The organism is Nitrososphaerales archaeon, from assembly GCA_025058425.1.
Taxonomy (GTDB): Archaea; Thermoproteota; Nitrososphaeria; order Nitrososphaerales; family JANXEG01; genus JANXEG01.
This window is the reverse complement of the sequence record JANXEG010000019.1, coordinates 1-21,975: the sequence shown is the minus strand read 5'-3', so window position 1 is coordinate 21,975 and position 21,975 is coordinate 1. Positions and strand designations below refer to the sequence as shown.

Annotated in this window: 28 protein-coding genes; 15 read left to right on the top strand and 13 right to left on the bottom strand. The window is 43.0% G+C overall.

The window, feature by feature from the left end; translation table 11 throughout:
• Positions 1-34: 34 nt before the first annotated feature.
• The 11 genes from rrp4 (at position 35) to NZ896_03185 (ending at position 7,398) form a co-directional block, all read left to right on the top strand.
• Positions 35-730 (top strand): exosome complex RNA-binding protein Rrp4, encoded by a 696-nt coding sequence (rrp4, locus tag NZ896_03235; GenBank protein MCS7116465.1) that lies wholly within the window; start codon positions 35-37, stop codon positions 728-730.
• Complete coding sequence (gene rrp41 / locus NZ896_03230; GenBank protein ID MCS7116464.1) at positions 711-1,439, top strand: exosome complex exonuclease Rrp41; 729 nt, start codon at positions 711-713, stop codon at positions 1,437-1,439. The genes rrp4 and rrp41 overlap by 20 nt, the downstream gene beginning before the upstream one ends.
• A gap of 6 nt (positions 1,440-1,445) precedes the next feature.
• The gene (gene rrp42, locus NZ896_03225; GenBank protein ID MCS7116463.1) at positions 1,446-2,273 is read left to right on the top strand and encodes an exosome complex protein Rrp42; all 828 of its coding nucleotides are present in this window, start codon (positions 1,446-1,448) and stop codon (positions 2,271-2,273) included.
• On the top strand, positions 2,260-2,493 hold the full coding sequence (locus NZ896_03220; protein ID MCS7116462.1) for a 50S ribosomal protein L37: 234 nt from the start codon (positions 2,260-2,262) through the stop codon (positions 2,491-2,493). Before rrp42 ends, NZ896_03220 begins: the two co-directional genes overlap by 14 nt.
• Positions 2,490-2,759, top strand: coding sequence for a KEOPS complex subunit Pcc1 (locus NZ896_03215; GenBank protein ID MCS7116461.1), 270 nt, complete (start codon positions 2,490-2,492; stop codon positions 2,757-2,759). Before NZ896_03220 ends, NZ896_03215 begins: the two co-directional genes overlap by 4 nt.
• A gap of 115 nt (positions 2,760-2,874) precedes the next feature.
• On the top strand, positions 2,875-3,252 hold the full coding sequence (locus tag NZ896_03210) for a prefoldin subunit beta (GenBank protein ID MCS7116460.1): 378 nt from the start codon (positions 2,875-2,877) through the stop codon (positions 3,250-3,252).
• The gene (locus NZ896_03205) at positions 3,249-4,256 is read left to right on the top strand and encodes a DHH family phosphoesterase (protein MCS7116459.1); all 1,008 of its coding nucleotides are present in this window, start codon (positions 3,249-3,251) and stop codon (positions 4,254-4,256) included. Before NZ896_03210 ends, NZ896_03205 begins: the two co-directional genes overlap by 4 nt.
• Positions 4,257-4,336: 80 nt before the next feature.
• Complete coding sequence (locus NZ896_03200; protein MCS7116458.1) at positions 4,337-5,191, top strand: ATP-binding cassette domain-containing protein; 855 nt, start codon at positions 4,337-4,339, stop codon at positions 5,189-5,191.
• The gene (locus tag NZ896_03195; protein ID MCS7116457.1) at positions 5,178-6,002 is read left to right on the top strand and encodes an energy-coupling factor ABC transporter ATP-binding protein; all 825 of its coding nucleotides are present in this window, start codon (positions 5,178-5,180) and stop codon (positions 6,000-6,002) included. The genes NZ896_03200 and NZ896_03195 overlap by 14 nt, the downstream gene beginning before the upstream one ends.
• A gap of 2 nt (positions 6,003-6,004) precedes the next feature.
• On the top strand, positions 6,005-6,739 hold the full coding sequence (locus NZ896_03190; GenBank protein MCS7116456.1) for an energy-coupling factor transporter transmembrane protein EcfT: 735 nt from the start codon (positions 6,005-6,007) through the stop codon (positions 6,737-6,739).
• A gap of 44 nt (positions 6,740-6,783) precedes the next feature.
• Positions 6,784-7,398 carry an SIS domain-containing protein gene (locus NZ896_03185; GenBank protein MCS7116455.1) on the top strand — a complete coding sequence of 205 codons (615 nt, stop codon included), beginning with the start codon at positions 6,784-6,786 and terminating at the stop codon, positions 7,396-7,398.
• A 50-nt stretch (positions 7,399-7,448) separates the two neighbouring features.
• Here NZ896_03185 and NZ896_03180 read toward each other — a convergent pair whose 3' ends face one another.
• The 11 genes from NZ896_03180 to NZ896_03130 all read right to left on the bottom strand — a co-directional run bounded on the left by NZ896_03180 (position 7,449) and on the right by NZ896_03130 (position 16,947).
• Positions 7,449-8,558 (bottom strand): M20/M25/M40 family metallo-hydrolase, encoded by a 1,110-nt coding sequence (locus tag NZ896_03180; protein MCS7116454.1) that lies wholly within the window; start codon positions 8,556-8,558, stop codon positions 7,449-7,451.
• Between the two features lie 9 nt (positions 8,559-8,567).
• Positions 8,568-9,416, bottom strand: coding sequence for a lysine biosynthesis protein LysX (gene lysX, locus NZ896_03175; protein ID MCS7116453.1), 849 nt, complete (start codon positions 9,414-9,416; stop codon positions 8,568-8,570).
• A 1-nt stretch (position 9,417) separates the two neighbouring features.
• Complete coding sequence (gene lysW/argW / locus NZ896_03170; protein MCS7116452.1) at positions 9,418-9,585, bottom strand: alpha-aminoadipate/glutamate carrier protein LysW/ArgW; 168 nt, start codon at positions 9,583-9,585, stop codon at positions 9,418-9,420.
• Positions 9,586-9,650: 65 nt separating this feature from the next.
• A complete protein-coding gene (lysM, locus tag NZ896_03165) occupies positions 9,651-10,079 on the bottom strand; it encodes an HTH-type transcriptional regulator LysM (protein MCS7116451.1) in 429 nt (142 codons plus the stop codon).
• Positions 10,080-10,133: 54 nt separating this feature from the next.
• Positions 10,134-11,330, bottom strand: coding sequence for an aspartate aminotransferase family protein (locus tag NZ896_03160; protein ID MCS7116450.1), 1,197 nt, complete (start codon positions 11,328-11,330; stop codon positions 10,134-10,136).
• A 9-nt stretch (positions 11,331-11,339) separates the two neighbouring features.
• Positions 11,340-12,137, bottom strand: coding sequence for a [LysW]-aminoadipate/[LysW]-glutamate kinase (locus NZ896_03155; protein MCS7116449.1), 798 nt, complete (start codon positions 12,135-12,137; stop codon positions 11,340-11,342).
• A gap of 14 nt (positions 12,138-12,151) precedes the next feature.
• Positions 12,152-13,207, bottom strand: a complete 1,056-nt coding sequence (gene argC, locus NZ896_03150; protein MCS7116448.1) for an N-acetyl-gamma-glutamyl-phosphate reductase — start codon at positions 13,205-13,207, stop codon at positions 12,152-12,154.
• Between the two features lie 4 nt (positions 13,208-13,211).
• Positions 13,212-14,099, bottom strand: coding sequence for a lysine biosynthesis protein LysX (gene lysX, locus NZ896_03145; protein ID MCS7116447.1), 888 nt, complete (start codon positions 14,097-14,099; stop codon positions 13,212-13,214).
• Positions 14,077-14,250 (bottom strand): alpha-aminoadipate/glutamate carrier protein LysW/ArgW, encoded by a 174-nt coding sequence (lysW/argW, locus tag NZ896_03140; GenBank protein MCS7116446.1) that lies wholly within the window; start codon positions 14,248-14,250, stop codon positions 14,077-14,079. The genes lysX (NZ896_03145) and lysW/argW (NZ896_03140) overlap by 23 nt, the downstream gene beginning before the upstream one ends.
• Positions 14,250-15,734 carry an argininosuccinate lyase gene (gene argH / locus NZ896_03135; GenBank protein ID MCS7116445.1) on the bottom strand — a complete coding sequence of 495 codons (1,485 nt, stop codon included), beginning with the start codon at positions 15,732-15,734 and terminating at the stop codon, positions 14,250-14,252. Before argH ends, lysW/argW (NZ896_03140) begins: the two co-directional genes overlap by 1 nt.
• Positions 15,700-16,947, bottom strand: coding sequence for an argininosuccinate synthase (locus NZ896_03130; protein MCS7116444.1), 1,248 nt, complete (start codon positions 16,945-16,947; stop codon positions 15,700-15,702). Before NZ896_03130 ends, argH begins: the two co-directional genes overlap by 35 nt.
• 63 nt (positions 16,948-17,010) lie before the next feature.
• Here NZ896_03130 and NZ896_03125 point away from each other — a divergent pair, with 63 nt between their 5' ends.
• Entirely contained in the window at positions 17,011-17,691 is a 681-nt protein-coding gene (locus NZ896_03125; protein MCS7116443.1) for a hypothetical protein, read from the top strand.
• Positions 17,692-17,701: 10 nt separating this feature from the next.
• Here the strand turns inward: NZ896_03125 and NZ896_03120 are convergent, their stop codons facing one another.
• Positions 17,702-18,127 (bottom strand): DUF371 domain-containing protein, encoded by a 426-nt coding sequence (locus NZ896_03120; protein MCS7116442.1) that lies wholly within the window; start codon positions 18,125-18,127, stop codon positions 17,702-17,704.
• Between the two features lie 101 nt (positions 18,128-18,228).
• Between NZ896_03120 and psmA the strand changes: the two genes are divergently transcribed.
• Complete coding sequence (psmA, locus tag NZ896_03115) at positions 18,229-18,969, top strand: archaeal proteasome endopeptidase complex subunit alpha (protein MCS7116441.1); 741 nt, start codon at positions 18,229-18,231, stop codon at positions 18,967-18,969.
• Here the strand turns inward: psmA and NZ896_03110 are convergent.
• Complete coding sequence (locus NZ896_03110; protein ID MCS7116440.1) at positions 18,955-19,521, bottom strand: DUF4184 family protein; 567 nt, start codon at positions 19,519-19,521, stop codon at positions 18,955-18,957. The genes psmA and NZ896_03110 overlap by 15 nt on opposite strands.
• A 165-nt stretch (positions 19,522-19,686) precedes the next feature.
• Here NZ896_03110 and NZ896_03105 point away from each other — a divergent pair, with 165 nt between their 5' ends.
• Positions 19,687-20,727 (top strand): radical SAM protein, encoded by a 1,041-nt coding sequence (locus tag NZ896_03105; protein MCS7116439.1) that lies wholly within the window; start codon positions 19,687-19,689, stop codon positions 20,725-20,727.
• Between the two features lie 69 nt (positions 20,728-20,796).
• On the top strand, positions 20,797-21,975 hold a 1,179-nt coding region (locus tag NZ896_03100; GenBank protein ID MCS7116438.1), incomplete at its 3' end, for a dihydroorotase family protein.

Sequence of the window (21,975 nt, the reverse complement as noted above, 5' to 3'; positions counted from 1 at the left end):
AGGCTTCTATCATGAAGTAATGAGGTAGTGCTAATTGGTCAATATAAAAAGAAAGTACGTGATCCCGGGAGATTTGATCTGTGAAGGTAACTATTCACCATTGGCGAATGTGATGAAGATAGGTAACCGATTCTATTCGACGAGAGTTGGGATGGCTGAAATTTCACGTGAAGGTGTTAAGGTGATACCGTTGTCGGGTATATACATACCTCGAGTAGACGATATAGTGATAGGTAAGATCATAGATTATTCAGCATTCGCATGGGAAGTGGATATAAATTCCTGCTTCTCCGCCTACTTGCCCGCGCAGAGTGTATTCGGGAAGGATTTTTCACCAGCGAAAGATTCGTTGGTGAAGAAGTTCGATATCGGCGATCTGATAGTAGGTAAGATTGTAGCCTTTGACCGTACCCGTGACCCCCTATTGAGTGTATCTGGACCGGGATTGGGGAAGGTCTCAAAGGGCGAGATTATTAGAATAGCGCCCTCCAAAGTACCTCGTCTAATAGGGAAGAAAGGCTCGATGATCAAGGCTATTGAGAATTACACAAAATGTAAGCTAAATATAGGTCAGAATGGTTTAATAATAGCGACGGGGCCTCCAGAAGGGATACTATTAGCTATCAAGGCGATTCGGTTGATAGAGGAGGAAGCCCATATTGCAGATTTAACGAAGAAGGTGCAGAAACTTTTAGAGGAGGGTGGTAGTGTTGGGAAGGTTGATCGATGAAAATGGTTTAAGAGTCGATGGTAGAAGGGTTAATGAGCTCAGACCGATAAAGATAGAGGTGGGTGTTTTGAAGAATGCAGATGGTTCAGCGAGTATAGAGCTCGGTAAGAATAAGATCGTCGCGGCCGTCTATGGCCCTAAAGAGGTCCATCCCAAACATATGGCAAGGCCCGACCGCTCGATCCTCAGATGTAGATACCACATGTCCCCATTCTCTACGGAGACCCGAAAGAGCCCTGCACCATCTAGAAGAGAAATAGAAATTTCGAAGGTTATAAGAGAGGCATTGGAGCCCGCTCTGATCCTAGAGGATTATCCGAGGACTGCCATCGATGTTTATATAGAGGTGCTTCAGGCCGATGGTGGTTCAAGGGTTGCTGGTATCACGGCCGCTGCTACAGCACTCGCCGATGCTGGGATCAATATGAGAGATCTTGTAACAGGTTGTGCAGCGGGTAAAGTAGATGGCCAGATCGTCCTCGATCTTAATGACATAGAGGATAAAGAAGGTGAGGTGGATATGCCGATCGCGGTCATGTTAAATCTAAATCAGGTGACTTTATTCCAATTGGAGGGAATACTTACCCCAGAGGAGTTTAAACGGGCTTTTGAAATGGCTCTGGAAGGTTGTAAAAAGATCTATCAAATTCAGAGGGAGGCGCTCATTAAGAAATATTTTGGTAGTGCTGAACCAATACAGGTTGAGTGAGTTGCTATGGCAGCGAAGAAATCGATGATCGTAGAACGGTTAAGAAAGGCCCAAATGATAGAATGTATATCAAAAGGGAAGAGGTTAGATGGCCGTGGCCTTCTCGATTACAGACCGATTGTGATAGAAACGGGGATCATCGAGAAAGCCGAGGGTTCAGCGAAGGTGAGCATCGGTAATACACAGGTAATTGCAGGGGTTAAAGTTGAGGTGAGCGAACCATTTCCCGATACCCCCAACGAAGGGCTTTTAGTTGTGAATGCGGAAGTCTTACCACTTGCATCACCCTACACCGAACCTGGCCCTCCGGATGAAGATGCTATAGAGTTGGCAAGGGTTGTGGATAGGGGTATTCGAGCATCTGGAATGATCGACCTATCAAAACTGGTTTTAGTAGAAGGTGAAAAAGTCATTGCAATATATGTCGATGTGAGTATGTTAGATTTGGATGGTAATCTCTTCGATGCAACATCTTATGCAGTAGTATCGTCCCTTCTCACCGCTCGAATCCCTAAATTCAAAGTCTCAAACGAAGGAAAGGTTGTGAAGTTAGATGAATATGTTCCATTGCCTATAAGAACGTTACCAATATCTGTAACGATGGCAAGAATCGGTGATGCACTTATCGTAGATCCCACCCATGAGGAGGAGTTGGTCATGGATGCAAGAATTACCCTCACCATCGATAGTGAAGGGAATTTATGTGCAGGGCAGAAAGGATGCTCCGGTGTTTTATCCTTTGAACAGATCAAACTCGCCTGCGAAACTGCAATAGTTAAAAGTAAGGAGATCAGAGAGATAATAAAGAAGGCGACCGGATATGGGAAGGGGTAAAGTGACATCCAGTTTACCGGGATTGGGTGCAAAGTATGGTGCTACACTGAGAAAACGGTATAGTAAAGTAATTAGACTTTTAAAGTCGAAAAGAAGATGCCCACAATGCGGTTCACTTAGATTTAAAAGGATAGCGATAGGAATATGGGGATGTCCGATCTGCAACTTTAAAGTCGCCGGTGGCGCATACGACATATCTGTAGAATCGATTCAAAGTTGAGTTATTCACATACACCTTTTATTAAAAAGATCGAGGTAGAAATCTCTGTAAAGCTTGATGAAGCTTACTTAGAGAGTGTCTACAGAGCTTTAATGCCCGAAGTGGTAGTAAAGCGCTCCACAGAGTTAAAAGTGAATAAAGAGGGTGATAAACTCTGGTTATACATAAATGGTGATAGTATTTCTCAAATTCGTGCAGTGATCAACTCATATCTGAGATTGATTAAAGTAGCGAACGAAGTTTTATCCATCACAACTTATAAGTAAAGATCGACTTTATTTAGCTCCAACTATTCATTGTGGCAGAGTGTCAGATTCGATCATCACCGATTCATTCTACTCCCATAAAAATTTTATTTATGTTTCTACTTGTATAATTGGTATGAGTAGGGAAGAAATCCCACCATGGCTTCGTGAACAATTGGTAAGATTTGAGCAGCTCCAACAGAATTTACAAGCGATCCTACTACAAAAGCAACAGGTAGAGCTCGAGCTCGCCGGGATTGAAAAGGCCATCAGCGAATTGAAGAAGATCGGCCCAAATGATGTAGTGTACAAGTCTGCCGGACCTTTACTGATCAGAGTAAAGCGCGATAGTATTTTGAGCGAGTTGGAAGAGAAGAGAGAGTTAGCGAATACGAGAGTTATGGTTTTAGCAAAACAAGAGAGTAGGGTAAGAGAGAGTGTAAGAGAGCTTCAAATGAAGATCGATGAGGCGATCAGAGGGAAGACCCGACCATCAGAGAGTCAGGCTTCTTGAAAAGGAAGGATCTAATTCTCCCTATAGTTAAAGAGAAGGTCAAGCGTATACAAATTATATGCCATCGCCATGCAGACGTAGATGCGTACTGTTCAGCTTACGCACTCTCAAACATCTTAAAGAAGGTCTATAAAGGGGTTAGGGTATCGATCACAGCGCCCGAAGGTTTAAGCATCCTTGCCAAGAGGGTTCAAAGTAGCTTCCCAGCAAAGGTGATCGAAGAGCCCAAGCTCTTCAATGTCGATTTGGTAATTATAGTAGACACAGGAAATGCTTCTCTTATTGAAGGGTTGTTAACCCAATTAAGAGCATCGAAAACGATCAAGATCGCCATCGACCATCACCCGCTCGATCGATCGATAAGCTCTATAACCGATTACGTATTTGTAGATGAGGAGGCTTCTGCAACCAGTGAAGTAATCTACAATATTGCGAAAGCTAATAAACTCAATATTACAAAGAAAGTGGCACAGGCTCTATTGATCGGAATACTGTTCGATTCACAGCACCTTACAATAGCAAAGTGCAGAACATTAAAAGTGGTAAGTGAGTTGTGTGATTTGGACGCTTCAATAACAGAAGCGAGAAAGGTTTTAAGTATTCAACGAGAGCCTTCAGAAACGATCGCTCGCCTTAAGGGTGCCCAAAGGTTAAAGATCTATCGTTTGGGCAAGTGGTTCTTCGTTGTTACACATGTAGGATCTTTCCACGCTTCCGTTGCTAGGGCTCTGATAGATCTGGGAGCCGATGTGAGTTTCGCAGCTTCATACGAAGATAACTATACGAGAGGAAGTTTAAGGGCATCGAACCTATTCTCACTAGAAGCGAAGATCCATCTAGGCTTAGATATAGCGAAAGTGGTCGCATCCGAATTAAATGGAACGGGCGGGGGGCATCCCACAGCTGCATCACTCACCGTCAAGGGCGATTTTGAAAGTACAGTTCGATCTATACTAAGGATATTATCAAGTAAGTTGGGGGAGGGGTTTAAAGAAATTTTGTAAATTAAGCTTATATCGATCCTCATTTAGGGAATGGATAGTAAAAGATTGCAAAATATTAAGATTTGAGGGGTTCAAAATAGATGAGCAAGCTGATAAGTATTAAGGATTACAGCTTCACCTATGCAGGTAGTAGCAAACCTGCCCTCACCGATGTAAATCTCGATGTTGGAGAGGGCGAAATGGTCATCATCGCTGGGCCGAGCGGGTGTGGTAAATCTACACTACTTAGATCGCTCATCGGCCTTATTCCACACATGTACAGCGGAATCCGTTCAGGTAGTGTGATTGTAGATGGTCTTGACGTCTCTCAAACACCGATAAGCGAGTTAGCTAAAAGGATCGGCTTCGTATTTCAAAATCCTGAAAATCAGATCTTTATGTTCTCTGTTGAGCGTGATGTAGCATTTGGTCTCGAAAATCTACAATTGCCGAGGGATGAAATTCAGGAGAGAGTAAGGTGGGCGTGTGAGCTTTTGGGAATAACAGATCTGATGGAGAGGGCACCTTATGAACTTTCGGATGGGCAGAAGCAAAGGGTTGCATTGGCTGGCGTTATAGCTATGAAACCACGCATACTGATCCTCGATGAACCGACTTCGTTGCTCGACCCTTACACAGCACGAGAGTTGATCGACCTTGTTAAAAAGCTTCATGATACATTAGAGATTACGGTGTTGATCGTAGAGCATAGGCTCGATCTCCTCTTAAATGTTGCTTCAAGAATCGTGGTCATGAATGAAGGGAGAATAATCTTAGATGGTAGACCAGAAGAAGTTTTAACGAGAAAGGAAGTGATGTTGATAGGAGTGAGTGTACCTACTATCATAAGATTGCAAAACCTTTTAAGAGAAGCTGGTGTGAATCTGGGTAGAGTAAGTTTATCGACGATAGAACTTGCAGATAGGTTGAATGTGATTCTCCGTGATAACATTTGAATCTGTAACCTATACGTATCCGAGCGGAGTTACAGCCCTTAAAGATATCAATATTCAAATCAAGGATGGTGAATTGATAGCTATTGTAGGTGAGAATGGTGCTGGTAAGACTACGCTCATAAGGCATATCAACGGCCTTTTAAAGCCTTCGGTTGGTAGAGTGTTGGTGGATGGTTTAGATACGAGAAAGGTGAGTGTTGCCGAACTTTCTCGCAAAGTGGGCATCGTCTTTCAAAATCCAGATCATCAACTATTCTCGGAGAGCGTTGAAGATGAAATTAAATTCGGTTTAAGGAACTTTGGTTTCACAGAGGATGTAATTAAGAGGCGTGTAGAGTGGGCTCTTAAATTTTTTGATCTTGAAGATTATCGTAGATCATCTCCATTTATATTAAGTGGGGGAGAGAAAAAGAGGCTCTGCTTAGCAGTCGTTTTAGCGTGGGATCCGAAGGTCCTCATATTGGATGAGCCCACCGTCGGTCAAGACTTTATTCAGAAAGAGCGGCTCGGTCAGATTATAAAGATGCTACTAACTCAAAACAAAACTGTCATTATAGTATCTCATGACATCGAATTCATCTGGCCTCTTCAGCCAAGGATGATAATCATGTCGAAAGGGAGGATAATAGCAGACTCGCTTTCAGAGGAGGTATTCCATAATAATTCATTGATTAAGGAGGCACATTTGATCAAGCCCCAACTGGTAGAGCTTTACGAAAGGTTAAGAGTAAGGCCGGAGAAGCCCTTTCCAAATGTTTATGAAGCGAGAGCCTGGTTTATTAATAATCTCCGAGGTCTTCGAGGTCGATAGATGTGTATTGGATTGCAAGTGGCTTCTTATTTCGAAGGACCGATTCGATCATACAAAGGCTCGATCCTCGGGTCAGATTGTTAATCTCGTTGATGTTATTTACACTCGCCCTGATCAGTGACTCATTGATCAAGATTTCGATAACATTACTTACCATTGTAAGCCTAGCTTTGATGGGCCGTATATTGAAGAGAATGGGGCGAACAACGTTACTTTCGTCTACGTTCGCCATCTTCATATTTTTGATCAACCTCCTCCTTGGTTATGGTTTGATAGTAGCCCTCGTTTTAGCACTCAGATTTGTAGCCATCATAACTTCTACATCCTTCTTCTTCCTCACCACCTCACCAGATGAATTAGAATATGTGATGAAGTGGTTTCGTTTACCCCAAGATATCATATTCGCCTTTGTGACTGCGGTACGCTTCGTACCAGTACTCATGATAGATGCTTTACAGATCATAGATGCTCAAAGATCGAGAGGTTTAGAGCTCGATAAAGGCCGTTTTCATAAAAGGGTTAAGAACTTCATACCGATACTCGTACCTCTTGTGATAGACGCCATAATGAGAAGTAGCGAATTGGCAGAGGCGATGGAGGTAAGGGCTTACGGTGCAACAAAAAGGCCTACAAGTCTATACGTGTTAAAGATGCGCAATAGAGATAAAATCGCAATTGTATTAAGTATAATACTATTCGTCTTTGCCATTTACTCCTACATGTATTTTAGTTTGTGAAAAGTTTTTCAACCGGGCGATTGATAATTAATTGGGGGTTGGGTTTGAGTGAAAACGCTGGTGCAGCTGTTAAGAGCAGTATCTTCGGTCTAACGACGATGATCACTCAAAACCTATCGAAGGTCTCGGAAGAACAGATCGGTATTGGTATAGATGTCCTTCTCAAGCATCGAAATAATAAGATCCTAGTGGTGGGTGCTGGTAGAAGTAGTCTGGTCGCTAAAGCCTTCGCCCTCCGATTACTGCATCTAGGTTACAACGTACATGTGTTAGGAGATACTTTAGTACCATCGATCGATGAAAAAGATCTAGTTATAGCAGTCTCAGGTTCAGGGACTACGAGGCTCGTAGTCGCCGCTGTCGAGGCTGCAAAGCATGTCGGTGCGAAGGTCTTGGCGGTGACTTCATTCCCGGACTCACCCCTAGGAAGATTGGCAGATTACATCATCGAAGTAAAGGGGAGGATCTTAGGATCTGAAGAAAGTGGGAGAGATTATTTTTCTCGCCAAATTTTGGGGCTCCATGAACCACTCGCCCCACTTGGTACACTCTTTGAGGATTCATGCATGATTCTATTCGATGCGATGGTAGTTGTGCTACTGGATAAGCTCAAAATGAGTGAAGAAGAGTTAAAAAAGAGGCATGCAAATATAGAGTGATAAAAAATTGAAAAATTGATCTGGAACCATCTTTTATTTGAGAAGGTTCATCATTTATGAATTTTAAATAATTCGAGTATAGCCCTATGATAAACTCTAATACTCTCTAAATATTCTTTTATCTCAATATATTCATCAGGGGTGTGAGATAAACGAGGGTTTCCTGGACCATACGTCGCTACAGGGATTTTTAATACGTTGCCCAGGATATTCATATCGCCAGTACCGGTTTTATAGATCAATCTGGGCCTTATACCTTGTGTATTGAGAATCGCTCTTACTAAAGCCCTCACTACAGGAGAGTTTACATCGACCTTGAACGGTTCGGTTATATCGATAATTTCGGTTAATACCTTCGTTTCATCGATATTGAATTTCGAAATGATACCATTCAATTCTTCACTGACCTTTGATGACGAATAGCCTACAGGCACCCTCACATTTATCACCATCTCACACCGATTTGGTAGTATAGTATGTAACGAGCCGCCATGAATCTTTATTAGAGAAGCGGTCAACGATCTATGAGTATCATCATCAACCTTACCCCTCTCTTGCTTCGAGATGTATGCTTGTATACTTTGCCATACTTCAAAGGCTCTTTGAATCGCACCTCCATTCGCGATCCAAGGTGCGCTCGCATGGCCCGTCGGTGTTATACAGACTATCTTCAAGCAGATACTCCCACGATAACCTATAGTGATACTAGCGATACCACCAGGCTCCCCAAATATCCCGTAATCGACATTTAGATTCTCTTTTATCAATTCCTTAATGCCTAAACTATTACCTTCTTCATCCACCACTGCAGCTACGATCACCCTCCCTTGGAGATCATCGCCACTTAACCTTGAGGTCGCGATGATCATCGCGGCCAAGGCCGATTTTGCATCTACTGCACCACGCCCATAAATCCTATCACCTTCAACCTTAACGGCCCTAAAACCCGGTACAGTATCCATATGACCACATAGTAATATGGTAGGTTTTCCAGAACCGATCTCTCCAAATACGTTATTCACCCTATCCATCCATACCTTTTTAAATCCTAAATCCTCTTTCATCCATTCGGCTAACCTTTTAGCCAACTTCTCCTCTTTGCGAGGAGGGCTATAGATCCTTAACATATTTATTAAGAATTCTACTTCATCGATACCCAACTTTAGTATTCACTTTGCAACTTCCATCAAGTAATCGATGATCAAGCCCGGTATATCTACACCAGTAGCAGGGACCGTGTTCTTGAATTCGATCGTATGATTGACTTCATGTACTACGAGACCATCTGGAGACTCCATACAATCGACTCCAAATATACCATCTCCGATCGCTTTAGCCGCTTTGACACACAGATCCTCCAGTTCATTGGTAATAGGGCAATTCACAGCCTTCGCCCCCCTTGCGGTGTTCGTCCTCCAATCACCAGTCGTAGAAACTCTGTATATGGCAGCTACAGCTCTATCACCGATTACGAAGCACCTTATATCACGAGGGGGGCGTTTCACCAACTCCTGTAGATAATAAATCTGATAGAGTGGAGATAGATGTTCACGATGTTCACATATAGCCTGTGCCGAATCTGAATCCTTTACCAATGAAATCAGCCTCCCCCAACTCCCGATCGTGGGCTTCATGATCGCAGGGTAGCCCAACTCATCTAAAGCTCGAAGAGAGCCCTTTGTGGAGAAGGATACCATCGTCTTGGGCATCGGAACACCAGCGTTCATCAACTTTAATGTACAGAAGAGTTTATTCCCCGCGGTCAATATAGCATTAAAGCAATTTACAACCTTCAGACCCTTACTCTCTAGAAGTGCTGTAAGATGAAGGTTCCGAAAGTAGCTCACACACCTTTGAAGAACGACATCGCCAAATTTAGATTTTAGACCATTATCGTTCAGATCGAAGTAGAGGTCTGTAGGGTTTACTAATTGAAGCTCTACATTCTTTCTTTTAGCAGCCTCGATTATAGATTTCTCTTCCCATCTCACATAATCATAAACCATAGATATCTTCAAATCACTCGCCCCAATCCTCACCCTCGATCCGGGCAGGGCGAATCTGGAAGTTGTCACTTTCTTTGTAAACCTCGTACGCTGCACCACAATCGGGGCATGAGACGATCTCGCCTTCGATTACATCTTTGGGGATGGTGATTCTAGCATCACATTCTAAACACCTTATCATGGCATCACCTCACTCTAACGATTGATCTTTATGATATATAGTATTTAACGATTTACGTTACGAGTTTAGCGAACAACACGTAATATTATGATGCTGTTTGTATTAGCAACACCTTCAACTTTGCGAATATCGTCTATGCATTGATTGATTTCAGCGATATTCGAAGCAGAAATGATTACCGCAATATCGTATTGACCAGTTATCTCGTAAACAACTTCAACACCTTTAAGCTTTCTCAATTTCTCTGAAACATCGTGTGTAGGTGTTGAGGGTGCGACAGAGATCAATGAGATAGCATTTACACCCCTTCCCGTATCTATCTCTGTAGTGAAGCGTTTGATCACCCCACGCTTGATCAAATTTTGAACCCTTCGCCTTACCGCTGCCTCCGATAATCCGACCAATCTAGCGATCTTCACGAAAGATGCTCTTCCATCATCCTTTAGTATATTAAGAATCTCTTCATCCTTCTTATCAAGGGTAGAATGTGGCATATTCGTACACAATTTATTGTATGGGGTCTTTTATCTGGATAACGGTGAAAGATCCTATAACCCTCTCACCCTCTCTTCTTCGCCAAGTAAACGGTCTAAAACATCTAATGTAAACTTGATTTGCTCCTCTCTGATCACCAACGGTGGTAAAAAACGTAATACATTCCTCCCAGCGTAGAGTAATAGAACACCTTCTCTGATCCCATTAAGTAAGATATCCTTGACATCGAAGCGAGATTCTAGACCGAGCATCAGACCTAAACCTCTTACTTCACGGACTATCTTATGCTTCTTAGCCAATTCTTCCAGACCGGATTTGAAGATGCTACCTAACCTTGCCGCCCTCTCCACTAGATTATTCTCTAACAGATAGTCGATGGTAGCAGAAGTAGCCGCACAGGCGAGGGGGTTTCCACCGAATGTGCTCGTATGATCTCCGGGCTTGAAGACCGACATGATCTCACCCTTTGCCAAAGTCGCTCCGATCGGAAAACCACCACCGATACCTTTAGCCACACACATAACATCCGGCTCGACATTCCAATGCTGGGCACACCACATCTTCCCGGTTCTACCGAATCCCGATTGAATTTCATCGAAGATCAATACCACATTCTTTCGATCACAGAGCTCTCTGAGACCTTGAAGGAAACTATCTGGAGCTACATGTATACCACCCTCACCCTGTATAGGTTCGATGATGATCGCAGCGGTATTGTTATTCACCAACTCCTCGACCTTCTCTAGATTACCGAAAGGAGCGAACTTTACATTTGTGAGTAAGGCAGAATAAACTTCACGATACTTTGGGTTCCACGTGGCCGATAATGCTCCAATGGTCTTGCCGTGAAAACTTCCGGTCATGGCAATTATCTCTGATTTACCTGTATACTTTACGGCGAGTTTGAGTGCACATTCTACAGCCTCCGCTCCACTATTCGCTAAATACACTCTATCCAAACCCTTCGGTGCTATAGAGATGAGTTTCTCGAGTAGAGTGGCCCTCACGTCATTGTAGATCGAGCCATGGCACGTGATCAACCGCTCAGCCTGTCTTTTGATCGCCTCTACAACCTTAGGATTACAATGCCCCACCAACGCTGCACCATAACCGCCCATACAATCTACATACTCTCTCCCATTCACATCCCACACACTTGCACCCGAACCTCTCACGATAGCGATGGGCATCTTCTGGTATACTGGAGCAAAGTACCTATCCTCCAATTCCTTGATGAGCTCCCAATTCAATCGATTCACCTACTTTGTGATCATCGTACCGGACTTACCATCGATAGCCGATAGAAGTGGATGATCACTCTTACCCGAACAGATTACAGCCCTCTCAACACCCATCTTTAGAGCCTCTATCGAAGCTAGTACCTTGGTCTTCATACCGAAACCGATCTTGGGCATCAATCGCTCCGCTTCTTCTAAAGTCAACTTCTCTACAACCTTATCATCGATGATGATACCTTCAACATCCGTAAGAAAGATTATGAGATCTGCTTTGATCGCGCCAGCTACGTATGCCGCAGCCCTATCACCATCGACATTCAATAATTCTGATTCTTCACCTATAGCTACGGGCGCTATTACCGGTAGATAACCTTGATTGAGAATAAGGTTCAACAGTTCTGAATTCACTTGAGAAATCTTACCCGTATAACCCCCATCGATGATCCTCTTCCTACCCCTTTCGTCAACGACTACCAATCTTTTCTTACGCTCAGCCTTCAGAATCCCTCCATCTACACCCGAAAGGCCCAATGCACGTAGCCCTACCTTGTGCAGGGCTGCCACGATCTCTTTATTGATCAATCCAGACATCACCATCGTGTATATTTCGATGGTCTCTGAATCGGTATATCGACTTCTGATACCATCGGGCGATACGATGAACTCTTGCTTCTTACCCAACTTCTCAGCTATCTCGGTTACCTTGCGCCCACCCCCATGCACTAATACGAGCTTTCCTCTTCGGTTGAGCTCAACCACATCATCTATAATGGTGGGGTTGATACCCTCACCAAGAATCGATCCGCCGACTTTTACCACGGTTATCAAGTCGATCACACGGGGTGTAAGCCGGGGCTCTCTAGACCGAGCCTTTCATCGAAGTTGAGCATAAGATTCATACATTGTACAGCGGAGCCAGCGGCACCCTTTATCAGATTATCGGTGGCTGATAAAATAACCAATCTCTCTACGTGCTCATCGATTTCAAATCCGACATCACAGTAATTCGAACCGATGACGACCTTTGGATCGGGTAGCTTATAGAGGCCCTTCTTATCCTTCACGATCCTAACGAAGGGTTCTTGCTGGTAAAAGCTTCTAAAGATCTTCCACAATTCTTGTGTGGTAAACCTCCTCGTAGTAAAGACATGGTTCGTACACAAGATTCCTCTAACCATATTTACAGCATGAGGAGACATGGAGACCTTCACTTCATCACCCGCTATTCTACTGAGCTCTTGCTCAATTTCGGCAGTGTGGCGGTGGCCTACGGGCTTGTACGCCCTTACTACACCGAACCGTTCGGCATGGTGTGTAGCGATACTCGGCTTAATGCCTGCACCCGATGAACCGATCTTCGCATCGACGACTATATGCTTCTTATCTACTTCATTGCTCTTCATCAGTGGTGCGAGTGCGATGATCGCGGTTATCGCCATGCACCCTGGACACGCTACTAAATTTGAATTTCTTATCTCTTCACGATGAAGTTCAGGAGCACCGTAAACGAACTTCTTCAATAGATCTGGATACGGATGCTCGTAACCGTACCATTTGACGTAATCTTCAGGGTTCTTCAACCGAAAGTCCGCACTTAGGTCGATGATTTTAAGACCGATGTTGACCAAATTTGGAATCATCTTTACAGCGGTACCGTGTGGAACCGCTGTGAATACTACATCACACTTATCTGACAATTCATTTAAATTCTCGACCGTAAATTGCAAATTGGTCAAGCCTCTCAAATTCGGATGTACTCTAAAGACGTATTCACCCTTATACTGGCGTGAGCTTGCGAAGGTCACTTCGACCTCTGGATGTAGTAAGAGTATTCTGAGAAGTTCACCACCGACGTAACCAGACCCTCCCACGATTCCAACCTTTACCATAAACTCACCTCTTCCACTCTCTAATCGCGTATTCTAAGATCGCTTTAGCGATATCAACATTACTCACAGAAGAAGCTCCTCGAAACTCGACCCTGCTATTCACTTCATGTACCAAAATACCTCGATCACTCTCCATCATATCCACAGCCAAGACACCATTTCCTACAGCTTCGGCAGCACCTAAAGCCAAATCTTCTAACTCCTTGGTCATTTTGCAGGGTTCTGCCTTACCACCTCGCGCTATATTCGTTCTCCAATCTCCGGGCGGAGCGTAGCGATAGTAAGCTGTAATCACTTCATCACCTACCACGATACACCTAATATCCCTCGGAGGGCGATGGATATACTCTTGAATATAATAGATCTGGCTCAAGGGATTATTCATAAGTTCACGAGCCTCGATTATGGACATCGCTGTATCTCTATCTTTTAAAGGTGCAACCAACCTTCCCCAACTACCCGTAACTGGCTTCAATACGGCTGGATAACCTAAACGCTCTACAGCATCTAGGGCAGATGCCGATGTAAATGAGACGATTGTTTTGGGCGTGGGTATATTCGATTTTACCAATTGTAGAGTCGTTAGAAGTTTATTGCCACACACTTCAGCGACCTTATAAGAATTGATTACCTTAATGCCTTTACTCTCTAAGAAAGCTGTTAGGTGAAGGCCTCTAAAGTGGCTTATACACCTTTGAAGTACGACTTCACCAAATTCTTCGTGGAGTGTTTTTGGTTCCACATGTACATCGAGCAGATACACCTTTGCATCGATGGGTCGAATATCGATCCCCATCTCTTTAGCCTTTACCTCTAACCTTTTCTCCTCCCATCCCACTCGATCGTAGAATAGACCGATCTTTACCAATTCATTCTCCCCAATCTTCTCCAACCATCTCAGCAGCTCTCAATTCAACCTTTCCAGAACTCACCTTGATTACTTCAAAGTCCGCACCACAATCGGGGCATGAGACGATTTCTCCTTCTACCACATCATCGGGTAATTTGATTTCACCTTCACATTCTAAACACTTTGCTTTCATCAACCCTTCACCCTTTTTAACGAATCTATTTTCTCACGCAGCAGATTGGATGCACTCTCCAATTTTGATCTACATTCAGAGACCCAACGCTCCAAGATATCCAATTTAGATTCATAAAGATTTATCATCTTTTTAACTTCGGATGGGCTCGGACCTCCGATGACACATCTAGCTTCAATTGCTCTTCTTACATCTAATACATTCCTTAATTCGCTCATCGGTATATCAACCCTCGATCCGGTCATCCTTTCGATGATTTTATCCAACTCACCGATCGTTTCACCAAGGCTCGCGCCCTTCTCAATAGCTCTCTTCACAAGGGCGCCCACGATCCTATGTGAGATCCTAAAGGGTATGTTGAACCTCTGGGTCAGATAATCTGCCAGATCTGTAGCCAAGAGCATATCATCCTTGATCAATTCATTCAAACGGTTCACATTAAACTTTACTCTTTTCATCATACCATTCATAACCTTTAATGATGTGAGGGTTACTTTGCATGCATCCCAGAGTTTTGGGGTTAGATCCTGTAGATCGAGGTTATAACTGTATGGTAGAGAGTTAAGGATGGAGAGTGATGCGATAAGGTCTCCGTAGATCGTTGAAGTTTTCGATCTGATCATCTCCGCGACTACAGCATTCTTCTTCTGTGGCATAATACTACTTGTAGATGCATATTCATCGGGAATCTCTACGATACCAAATTCATAAGTGCTCCATAGGATCAATTCTTCAGCCATTCTACTCAGATTGGTCATCAATAATGAAAGGTCTGAGATCACCTCTACAGCGAAGTCCCTTGCACTAACAGCATCGATAGAGTTTACCACTAACCCTTCAAAGCCCAAGAGCGAAGCTGTCAACTCTCTATCGATCTTTAAACTCGTCGTAGCGAGTGCAGCAGAACCCATGGGGCTTATATTGATACGGTTGTACGCATCTCTCAATCTATAACCATCTCTTATCAGAGCTTCACAGTAAGCGAGTAGATGGTGCGCCAAGGTTACTGGTTGGGCATGCTGAAGGTGTGTATAGCCTGGAATGATAGTTTCTAAATGCTCCATCGATCTTTGGATGATCGTTTTACATAGTGCTATGAGGTTTGAGGTTATATCCAAGACGTACTCTCTTAACACCATCCGTATCGCCGTCGCCACCTGGTCATTTCTACTCTTTCCCAGGTTCAATTGTCCACCTATCTCCTCACCCACCTTCTTGATCACGAACGATTCAATATTCATATGAACATCTTCCAACTTCGGATCCAACTTTAGATCATGAGGTATAGATTCTAACGCTTCAAGGCATTTGATACCATACTCATATTTTATCAATCCGCATTCGATCAGCATGACCATGTGTGCCTGATTGATCATGATCACGGGCTTTACCAACGGTTCATCGTGTGAAACGGATGAAGTGTACTCTATAGCTTCATGGGCGAACTCCTCAAGCCTCTCTCCCCTCAGTAGATCCACGGCCATAGATCTCACTATCCTCGACCTTCTTCTTTCTTATCAGATTGGCAATATGGGATTGTAAGCCCCACAGATGTATGAAGCCTATCGAAGCCCTTTGATCGAATGTCGATGAAGAATCGTAGGTTGCCAAAGCGTAACTATACAATGAATATGGTGAGGATCTACCAACGACCCTTACACTCCCCTTATACATCTTTAATCTCACTTTACCTTCGACGAACTTTTGAGTCGAGTCTATAAAGGCTTGAAGATCCATCCTCAATGGCTCCATCCAAAGTCCACTATACACCAACCAAGCCCATTCTTGTTCGACAAAAGATTTGAAGGCCAATTGGTGCCTCGTTAGAACGAGCTTCTCCAGATCCTTATGGGCTTCGATTATACAGGTCGCTGCGGGATATTCGTAAACTTCCCGCGATTTGATCCCTACGACCCTATCCTCTATATGATCTATAACCCCTATGCCATGCTCTCCTGCAACCTTGTTAACATACTGTATCAAACTCACAGGATCCATCTTCTGCCCATTCACAGCTATAGGCACACCTTCTTTAAATTCGAGCTCTAAATACTCCGGTCGGTCCGGTGTTTTATCCAAAGGCTTTGTCCATTGAAAGACTTCATGTGATGGTTCATGGTAAGGATCCTCCAAGGGGCCACTCTCGATCGATCTGCCCCAAAGGTTTTGATCGACACTGTAGATGGATCTTTTTATCTCGAGCGGGATGTTATGCTTCTTCACATATTCGATCTCCTCATCACGTGATAGGTTCCAATCCCTTACCGGTGCGATGATCTTCAAATTTGGATTAAGGGCCTTTATAGTTATATCAAAACGTACTTGATCGTTACCCTTACCGGTACAACCGTGTGCAACTGTAGTAGCACCCTCCTTCTCTGCCACCTCTACCAACTTTTTAGCAATTAATGGCCTCCCTAGAGCTGTGCCCAGAGGATACTTTCCTCCGTAAAGTGCATTCGCCTTTATCGCGGGGAAGATGTAATCTACTGTGAATTCCCTTAAAGCATCTATTGAATAATGTTTGATCGCACCTAGAGCCTTCGCCCTTTCAGCGATTTCATTCAGATCTTCAACCTGGCCTATATTTACCGTAACGGTTATAACATCCATATTGTACTTCTCTTGGAAGTACTTTATAGCTACAGAAGTGTCCAGGCCTCCCGAATAGGCTAACACTACCCTTTCTTTCACCATACTACCATGTAACTGCACGATACATTTTTATATTTTTTGGTCAATATTGTTCTAGATATAAATATGTTTGTACCAAAATTGGTCAAACCTTCGATTTCGAATGCAGTACGTGAGATTATAGATGCTGACCTATCTTTTCAGGATGCGTTGCATAGGGGCTATGCGAATATCAGCGCTATAGCACGAATAATCAAACCAAGGGTTGAAGAGATCGTGGGAAGGAAGGTGAATGTCGAGAGTATAATAACTTCATTAAAGAGGTTGAAGATCGAGTATAAGCAGACCAATCCATCTATTCGATCGGTAATAGCGCGTAGCACGATCAACGTGAGGACGGATGTGGTCAAGATATCTGTTGAAAAGACTAAGAGGACACTTGAGGTAGTTAGGAGCGTATTGGCAAGTTATCAAGAGGAGTTTCTCCAGGTATCGGAAAGTATCTCCGCGATAACCCTCATCTTCGATCAGAAGTTGTTAGATAAAGTAAAGTCGGCATTTAAAAGTGAAGATATTCTTGAAGAGGCTTCAAATCTGGCAGCCATAATCGTGCACAGCCCTAAAGATATAATCAAGACACCGGGTTGTGCGATCGCTTTTTACAATCAGGTTTCACGCAGAAGGATCAATATCGAAGATACCGTCAGCTGTTATACCGATACTATAATAGTGGTGAAGATGGATGATGTGAGTAAAGCCTTTACAGCCCTGACCGAATTGATATCAGCTTCAAGAAGATCGGTCTAAAATCATCGATTTATACCTCCACTTTAATGATCATCAAGCCTTCTTTTGAAGGATCTTTTAACTTATCTATCATACTGCGAGGAATATCTTTGGCAGCGGCCCTGCATTTAACGGCCAACGTCCTTTTGCATACATAGTTACTCTTTCTTACCACAATATCCCGTTCATCCTCCAATGTGAGAAATGGATCGCCAGAGGCAGATGTCTTAAAGATTTCATCATCCACGATCAATTCGATATGCACTATAGCGTTATGTGAGCGGATAAAACTCTTGATCTCTTCATTTAAATCTCTACACGCTTTATTCGCCCTCACCCCTATTATACATGTTCCTCTTTGTGTGATCGATTCATCCTTAGTTATTTCGAATGTAGTATGATGTGTAGCTCGAATTAAAGGATGGCCATAAAACTTTACCGAATCGATAGCCTCCATCTAAATTGATCGATCGATCCAGTTACATTTTAACCCTTCTAACATCATAGAAAATAAAAGATTTAAATCACCATTGATAACCACTTTAGTAGTGATAGAGTTTGTTCCCAGCCGCTGCAGGTTACGATAGAGCTATTACAGTATTCTCTCCTGATGGAAGGCTTTACCAGGTCGAATATGCGATAGAGACCGTTAGAAGAGGGACTTTGGCCGTTGGGATAAAGACACCACAAGGAGTAGTATTGGCTGCAGAAGAGAGGGTAAGGAAGCTTCAATCGGCCACCGCAACTCAAAAGATCTTTCAAGTGGATGATCACATCGGTGTCGCAGCTGCGGGCTATATACCCGATGCACGTGTCCAAGTAGATTATGCAAGGGTTATAGCGCAAAGTAATAAGTTGGTCTACGATGAGGCCGTCGATGTCGAAACTGTCGCCCGAAGAATCGCCGATCTTGCCCAGCAATATACTCAATATGCAGGTGTGAGGCCGTTCGGTGTTTCTTTAATATTCGCGGGCATCAGCAGCCATGGTGCACAATTATACCTTACAGATCCTAGTGGTACATATTTGGAGTACAATGCCGTGGCGATCGGTGCGGGGAGCGATCAAGTGACAGCATATCTGGAGCAGAATTATAATGAAAATATGAGTTTAGAGGAAGCGATCCTCCTGGCCATCGAATCGATATACCTCGTTAGTGAAGATAAAGTAGGAACCCGCCACATTAAGTTGGCGGTAATAGATACCACTACGAAGAAGATGAGGTTTCTTTCTCAAGAGGAGATAAAGAGTTACGCAGATAAAGCGAGGACGAGGAAAGGTTCATCATCGATTGATTGATTCTATCAACAACCTTATAGTCTTTAATGGATCTTTATAAAGAAGTGATAACCGTTCACCCCTTTCATTAAGAATCTTCTTTAGAACGTATATCAGCAGTAAGAGGCTAAAGAGATGAATGATGAGATGGGCTTGAATCGGGCCAAACCATACCACGAGAGGGCCAGTAATGTAAGTCGGGCCCATCTGCCAGAAGATCGGATTGTATTCGTGATGTAATGTATCGATCGATACATGTAGAAGCGCACCTACAATCGCTGAAGTGATCAGATTAAAGTTTAACGTAAGAGGCTTAAGATTTGGGAGGCCTATACTCTCAAGATTGATGCGTGTGAGTATGTATGCGATTAGAATGGCTAGGGCCGGATCGATCGTGAATACTCCGATCAAAGAGTGTGTTACCAATCTATTTGGATATATACCCATGAGCATCAGGATAGAATTTTCGACATCGGGTACAAATGAAGCTACGATGAGTGTTAGAGTGTTAAGGCTATTAAACCTCCACTTTAACAACCATGGATACGCAAAATGAAGGGGTGTGAACGGCATATATGCTAACCTCATATGTATCTATCGATATTACACATTATACTACTCTTCTTTGGTTCGTTTGATATAAAGATTTGCAGAGGATTTGTCTTCTGTTTAATTCATCATCGATAGATTTTTAAAATAAAATAAGAATAGTGATAAAAACATAAGTGATGGTTTTTTATGATACCGCCTCCTTACCTTGTATCATACGCCATTACAAAGAGATGTAACCTCAAGTGCAAACATTGTTATAGTGATGCTGTAGATAAACCTGCACCTGACGAGTTATCAACTAGAGAAGCGAAGAAGCTCTTAGATGATATTGCAAATTGGGGAATAAAACTCCTCATTCTAGATGGAGGTGAACCTCTTTGTAGAGATGACTTTTATGAGATTGTTAAATATGCTTCAAGTAAGGGGATTAGAGTTGTAGTCGGAAGTAATGGTACACTTATCGATAAACAAAGCGCCATCAAGATGAAGGAAGTAGGTGTACAATGTGTAGCTATATCTATCGATGGAGCTAAGCCCGAAACTCACGACTCTTTTAGAGGAGAGGATGGAGCATTTTTTAGAGCTATTGAAGGGGCAAAGAATTGTAAAGAAGTAGGTTTGCCATTCCAATTTAATATTGTGATCAGAAGACAAAATATTCATGAAGTTCCAGATATACTTAAGTTAGCTATTGAAAGTGGAGCGAATGCTGCAGAGTTTTTCGATCTGGTACAAGTCCAAAGAGTTAAAGAGAGATGTTATGAAGAGATCTTAAGTAAAGATGAAAGGAAAAAGGTTATGGAGTGGTTGGCGGAAGCTCAAAGAGATTGTCCAATACTCATTAGGGTACCAGCATGTCCAATGTACCCTCTAATCCTTAAAGAAAAGAACGTACAACCGAAATACTTCTCAACCCATTTATTGAGAACGATACCATATTATAATCGTGGTTGTGCTGCTGGTATGCCTAATGGTTACATTACAATATTACCAAATGGTGACATTATACCATGTATGCTTCTTCAAATCAAAATCGGTAATGTAAAAGAGGAGAGTATCATCAAAATCTGGAATGAATCACCAATTTTGGCAAAACTCAGATCAAGAGAGTTAGATGGCGAGTGTGGTAAGTGCTTCTATAAAGATGTATGTGCTGGATGTAGAGGAAGGGCTTACGAAGTAACAGGTAATATGATGGCTACCGATCCTGGATGCTGGCTCATCTAATGTAAATCGCAACATCTATTATGTAGAGCATATTTAGTTAGGTTTAGTTAGATAAGTGGGGAAAGTATCATGGTTTATACATTAGTGATAAGGAATTGTAAACTCCCCTTATTTGATGAGATCATCGAAGGAGATTTGTTGATCGATGGAGAAAAGATTGCGGGATTCAGTAAGAGCGGTTTGGTTCAGGCCGATCGTTATTACGATGCTAAAGGGCTCTTAGTTTTACCGGGTGGTGTCGATACACACGTTCATTTCAGAGATCCAAGCTCGAATAAAGCGGAAGATTTTGAAACAGGTAGTTTAGCAGCTGCTCACGGAGGTGTTACTACTGTAGCGGATATGCCCAATACCGAACCGCCCGTAACCGATGTTGAAGCTTTGAGGTTAAAGTTGGAGCGAATAGGTGGTAAGTCGTACGTTGATTATATGCTTTATGGAGGGGCTGGGAAGATGACTATTGCCAATATTATGAGTTTGGCAAGAGAAGGGGTTGCAGGGATAAAGACATTCATGATCAGTAGATTTCCAGCACTCTTGTCTCCAGATACCGAGACGATCAAGGCCGCAATATTGGAGACAAAGAAAGCCAACATACCACTATTGATTCACGCTGAGGATTTAAGTGTGATTAACCACGTTGGTGGTGGAGGAGGGGCAAAATCTTACGCGATCAAGAGGGGTTGTTTATGTGAAAGTCTGGCTGTAGCGAGGGTAGCTGAATTGAATAAACATCTTAAAGGTCATGTGCACTTTGTCCACATAAGTTGTGCTGATAGTCTACGATTGATTCGTTTTTATAAAGATTCAAATATTCGGATCACAGTTGAAACTGCACCTCATTACCTATCATTAACTATGGATGAGCTTGAAAGAAGGGGACCTTATGCAAAGGTAGATCCGCCTCTCAGGACAAGAGAGGATGTTGAAGAGTTATTAAGGGGATTGTGTAATGGCGATATAGATTTTATTGCGAGTGATCATGCCCCTCATATGAAGGAAGAGAAGGAGAAAGGGTTTAAGGATATCGAGCTCGCCCCATCGGGTATGCCTGGTGTTGAAACGATTTTACCTTTTCTCTTAAACCTTTTCAATAAGGGTGTATTGAGCCTAAGAAGGTTGGTAGAAGTATTCTCAACGAATCCAGCGAAGTTCCTAGGCATCTATCCAAGAAAAGGTGCTCTGCAGATAAATGCCGATGCCGATTTAGTCCTAGTAAATCCTAAAGAGGAGTTCAAAGTCTCCAGT

Bases quoted from the DNA above. Each gene is read 5' to 3' on its own strand.
- NZ896_03130 (MCS7116444.1), bottom strand. From the start codon at position 16,947: ATGGTGAAAGAAAGGGTAGTGTTAGCCTATTCGGGAGGCCTGGACACT.
- lysW/argW (MCS7116446.1), bottom strand. From the start codon at position 14,250: ATGAAAGCAAAGTGTTTAGAATGTGAAGGTGAAATCAAATTACCCGAT.
- NZ896_03210 (MCS7116460.1), top strand. From the start codon at position 2,875: ATGAGTAGGGAAGAAATCCCACCATGGCTTCGTGAACAATTGGTAAGA.
- NZ896_03105 (MCS7116439.1), top strand. From the start codon at position 19,687: ATGATACCGCCTCCTTACCTTGTATCATACGCCATTACAAAGAGATGT.
- NZ896_03110 (MCS7116440.1), bottom strand. From the start codon at position 19,521: ATGCCGTTCACACCCCTTCATTTTGCGTATCCATGGTTGTTAAAGTGG.
- lysW/argW (MCS7116452.1), bottom strand. From the start codon at position 9,585: ATGATAAGGTGTTTAGAATGTGATGCTAGAATCACCATCCCCAAAGAT.
- rrp42 (MCS7116463.1), top strand. From the start codon at position 1,446: ATGGCAGCGAAGAAATCGATGATCGTAGAACGGTTAAGAAAGGCCCAA.
- NZ896_03200 (MCS7116458.1), top strand. From the start codon at position 4,337: ATGAGCAAGCTGATAAGTATTAAGGATTACAGCTTCACCTATGCAGGT.
- NZ896_03220 (MCS7116462.1), top strand. From the start codon at position 2,260: ATGGGAAGGGGTAAAGTGACATCCAGTTTACCGGGATTGGGTGCAAAG.
- NZ896_03120 (MCS7116442.1), bottom strand. From the start codon at position 18,127: ATGGAGGCTATCGATTCGGTAAAGTTTTATGGCCATCCTTTAATTCGA.
- argC (MCS7116448.1), bottom strand. From the start codon at position 13,207: ATGGTAAAGGTTGGAATCGTGGGAGGGTCTGGTTACGTCGGTGGTGAA.
- NZ896_03125 (MCS7116443.1), top strand. From the start codon at position 17,011: ATGTTTGTACCAAAATTGGTCAAACCTTCGATTTCGAATGCAGTACGT.
- argH (MCS7116445.1), bottom strand. From the start codon at position 15,734: ATGGCCGTGGATCTACTGAGGGGAGAGAGGCTTGAGGAGTTCGCCCAT.
- lysM (MCS7116451.1), bottom strand. From the start codon at position 10,079: ATGCCACATTCTACCCTTGATAAGAAGGATGAAGAGATTCTTAATATA.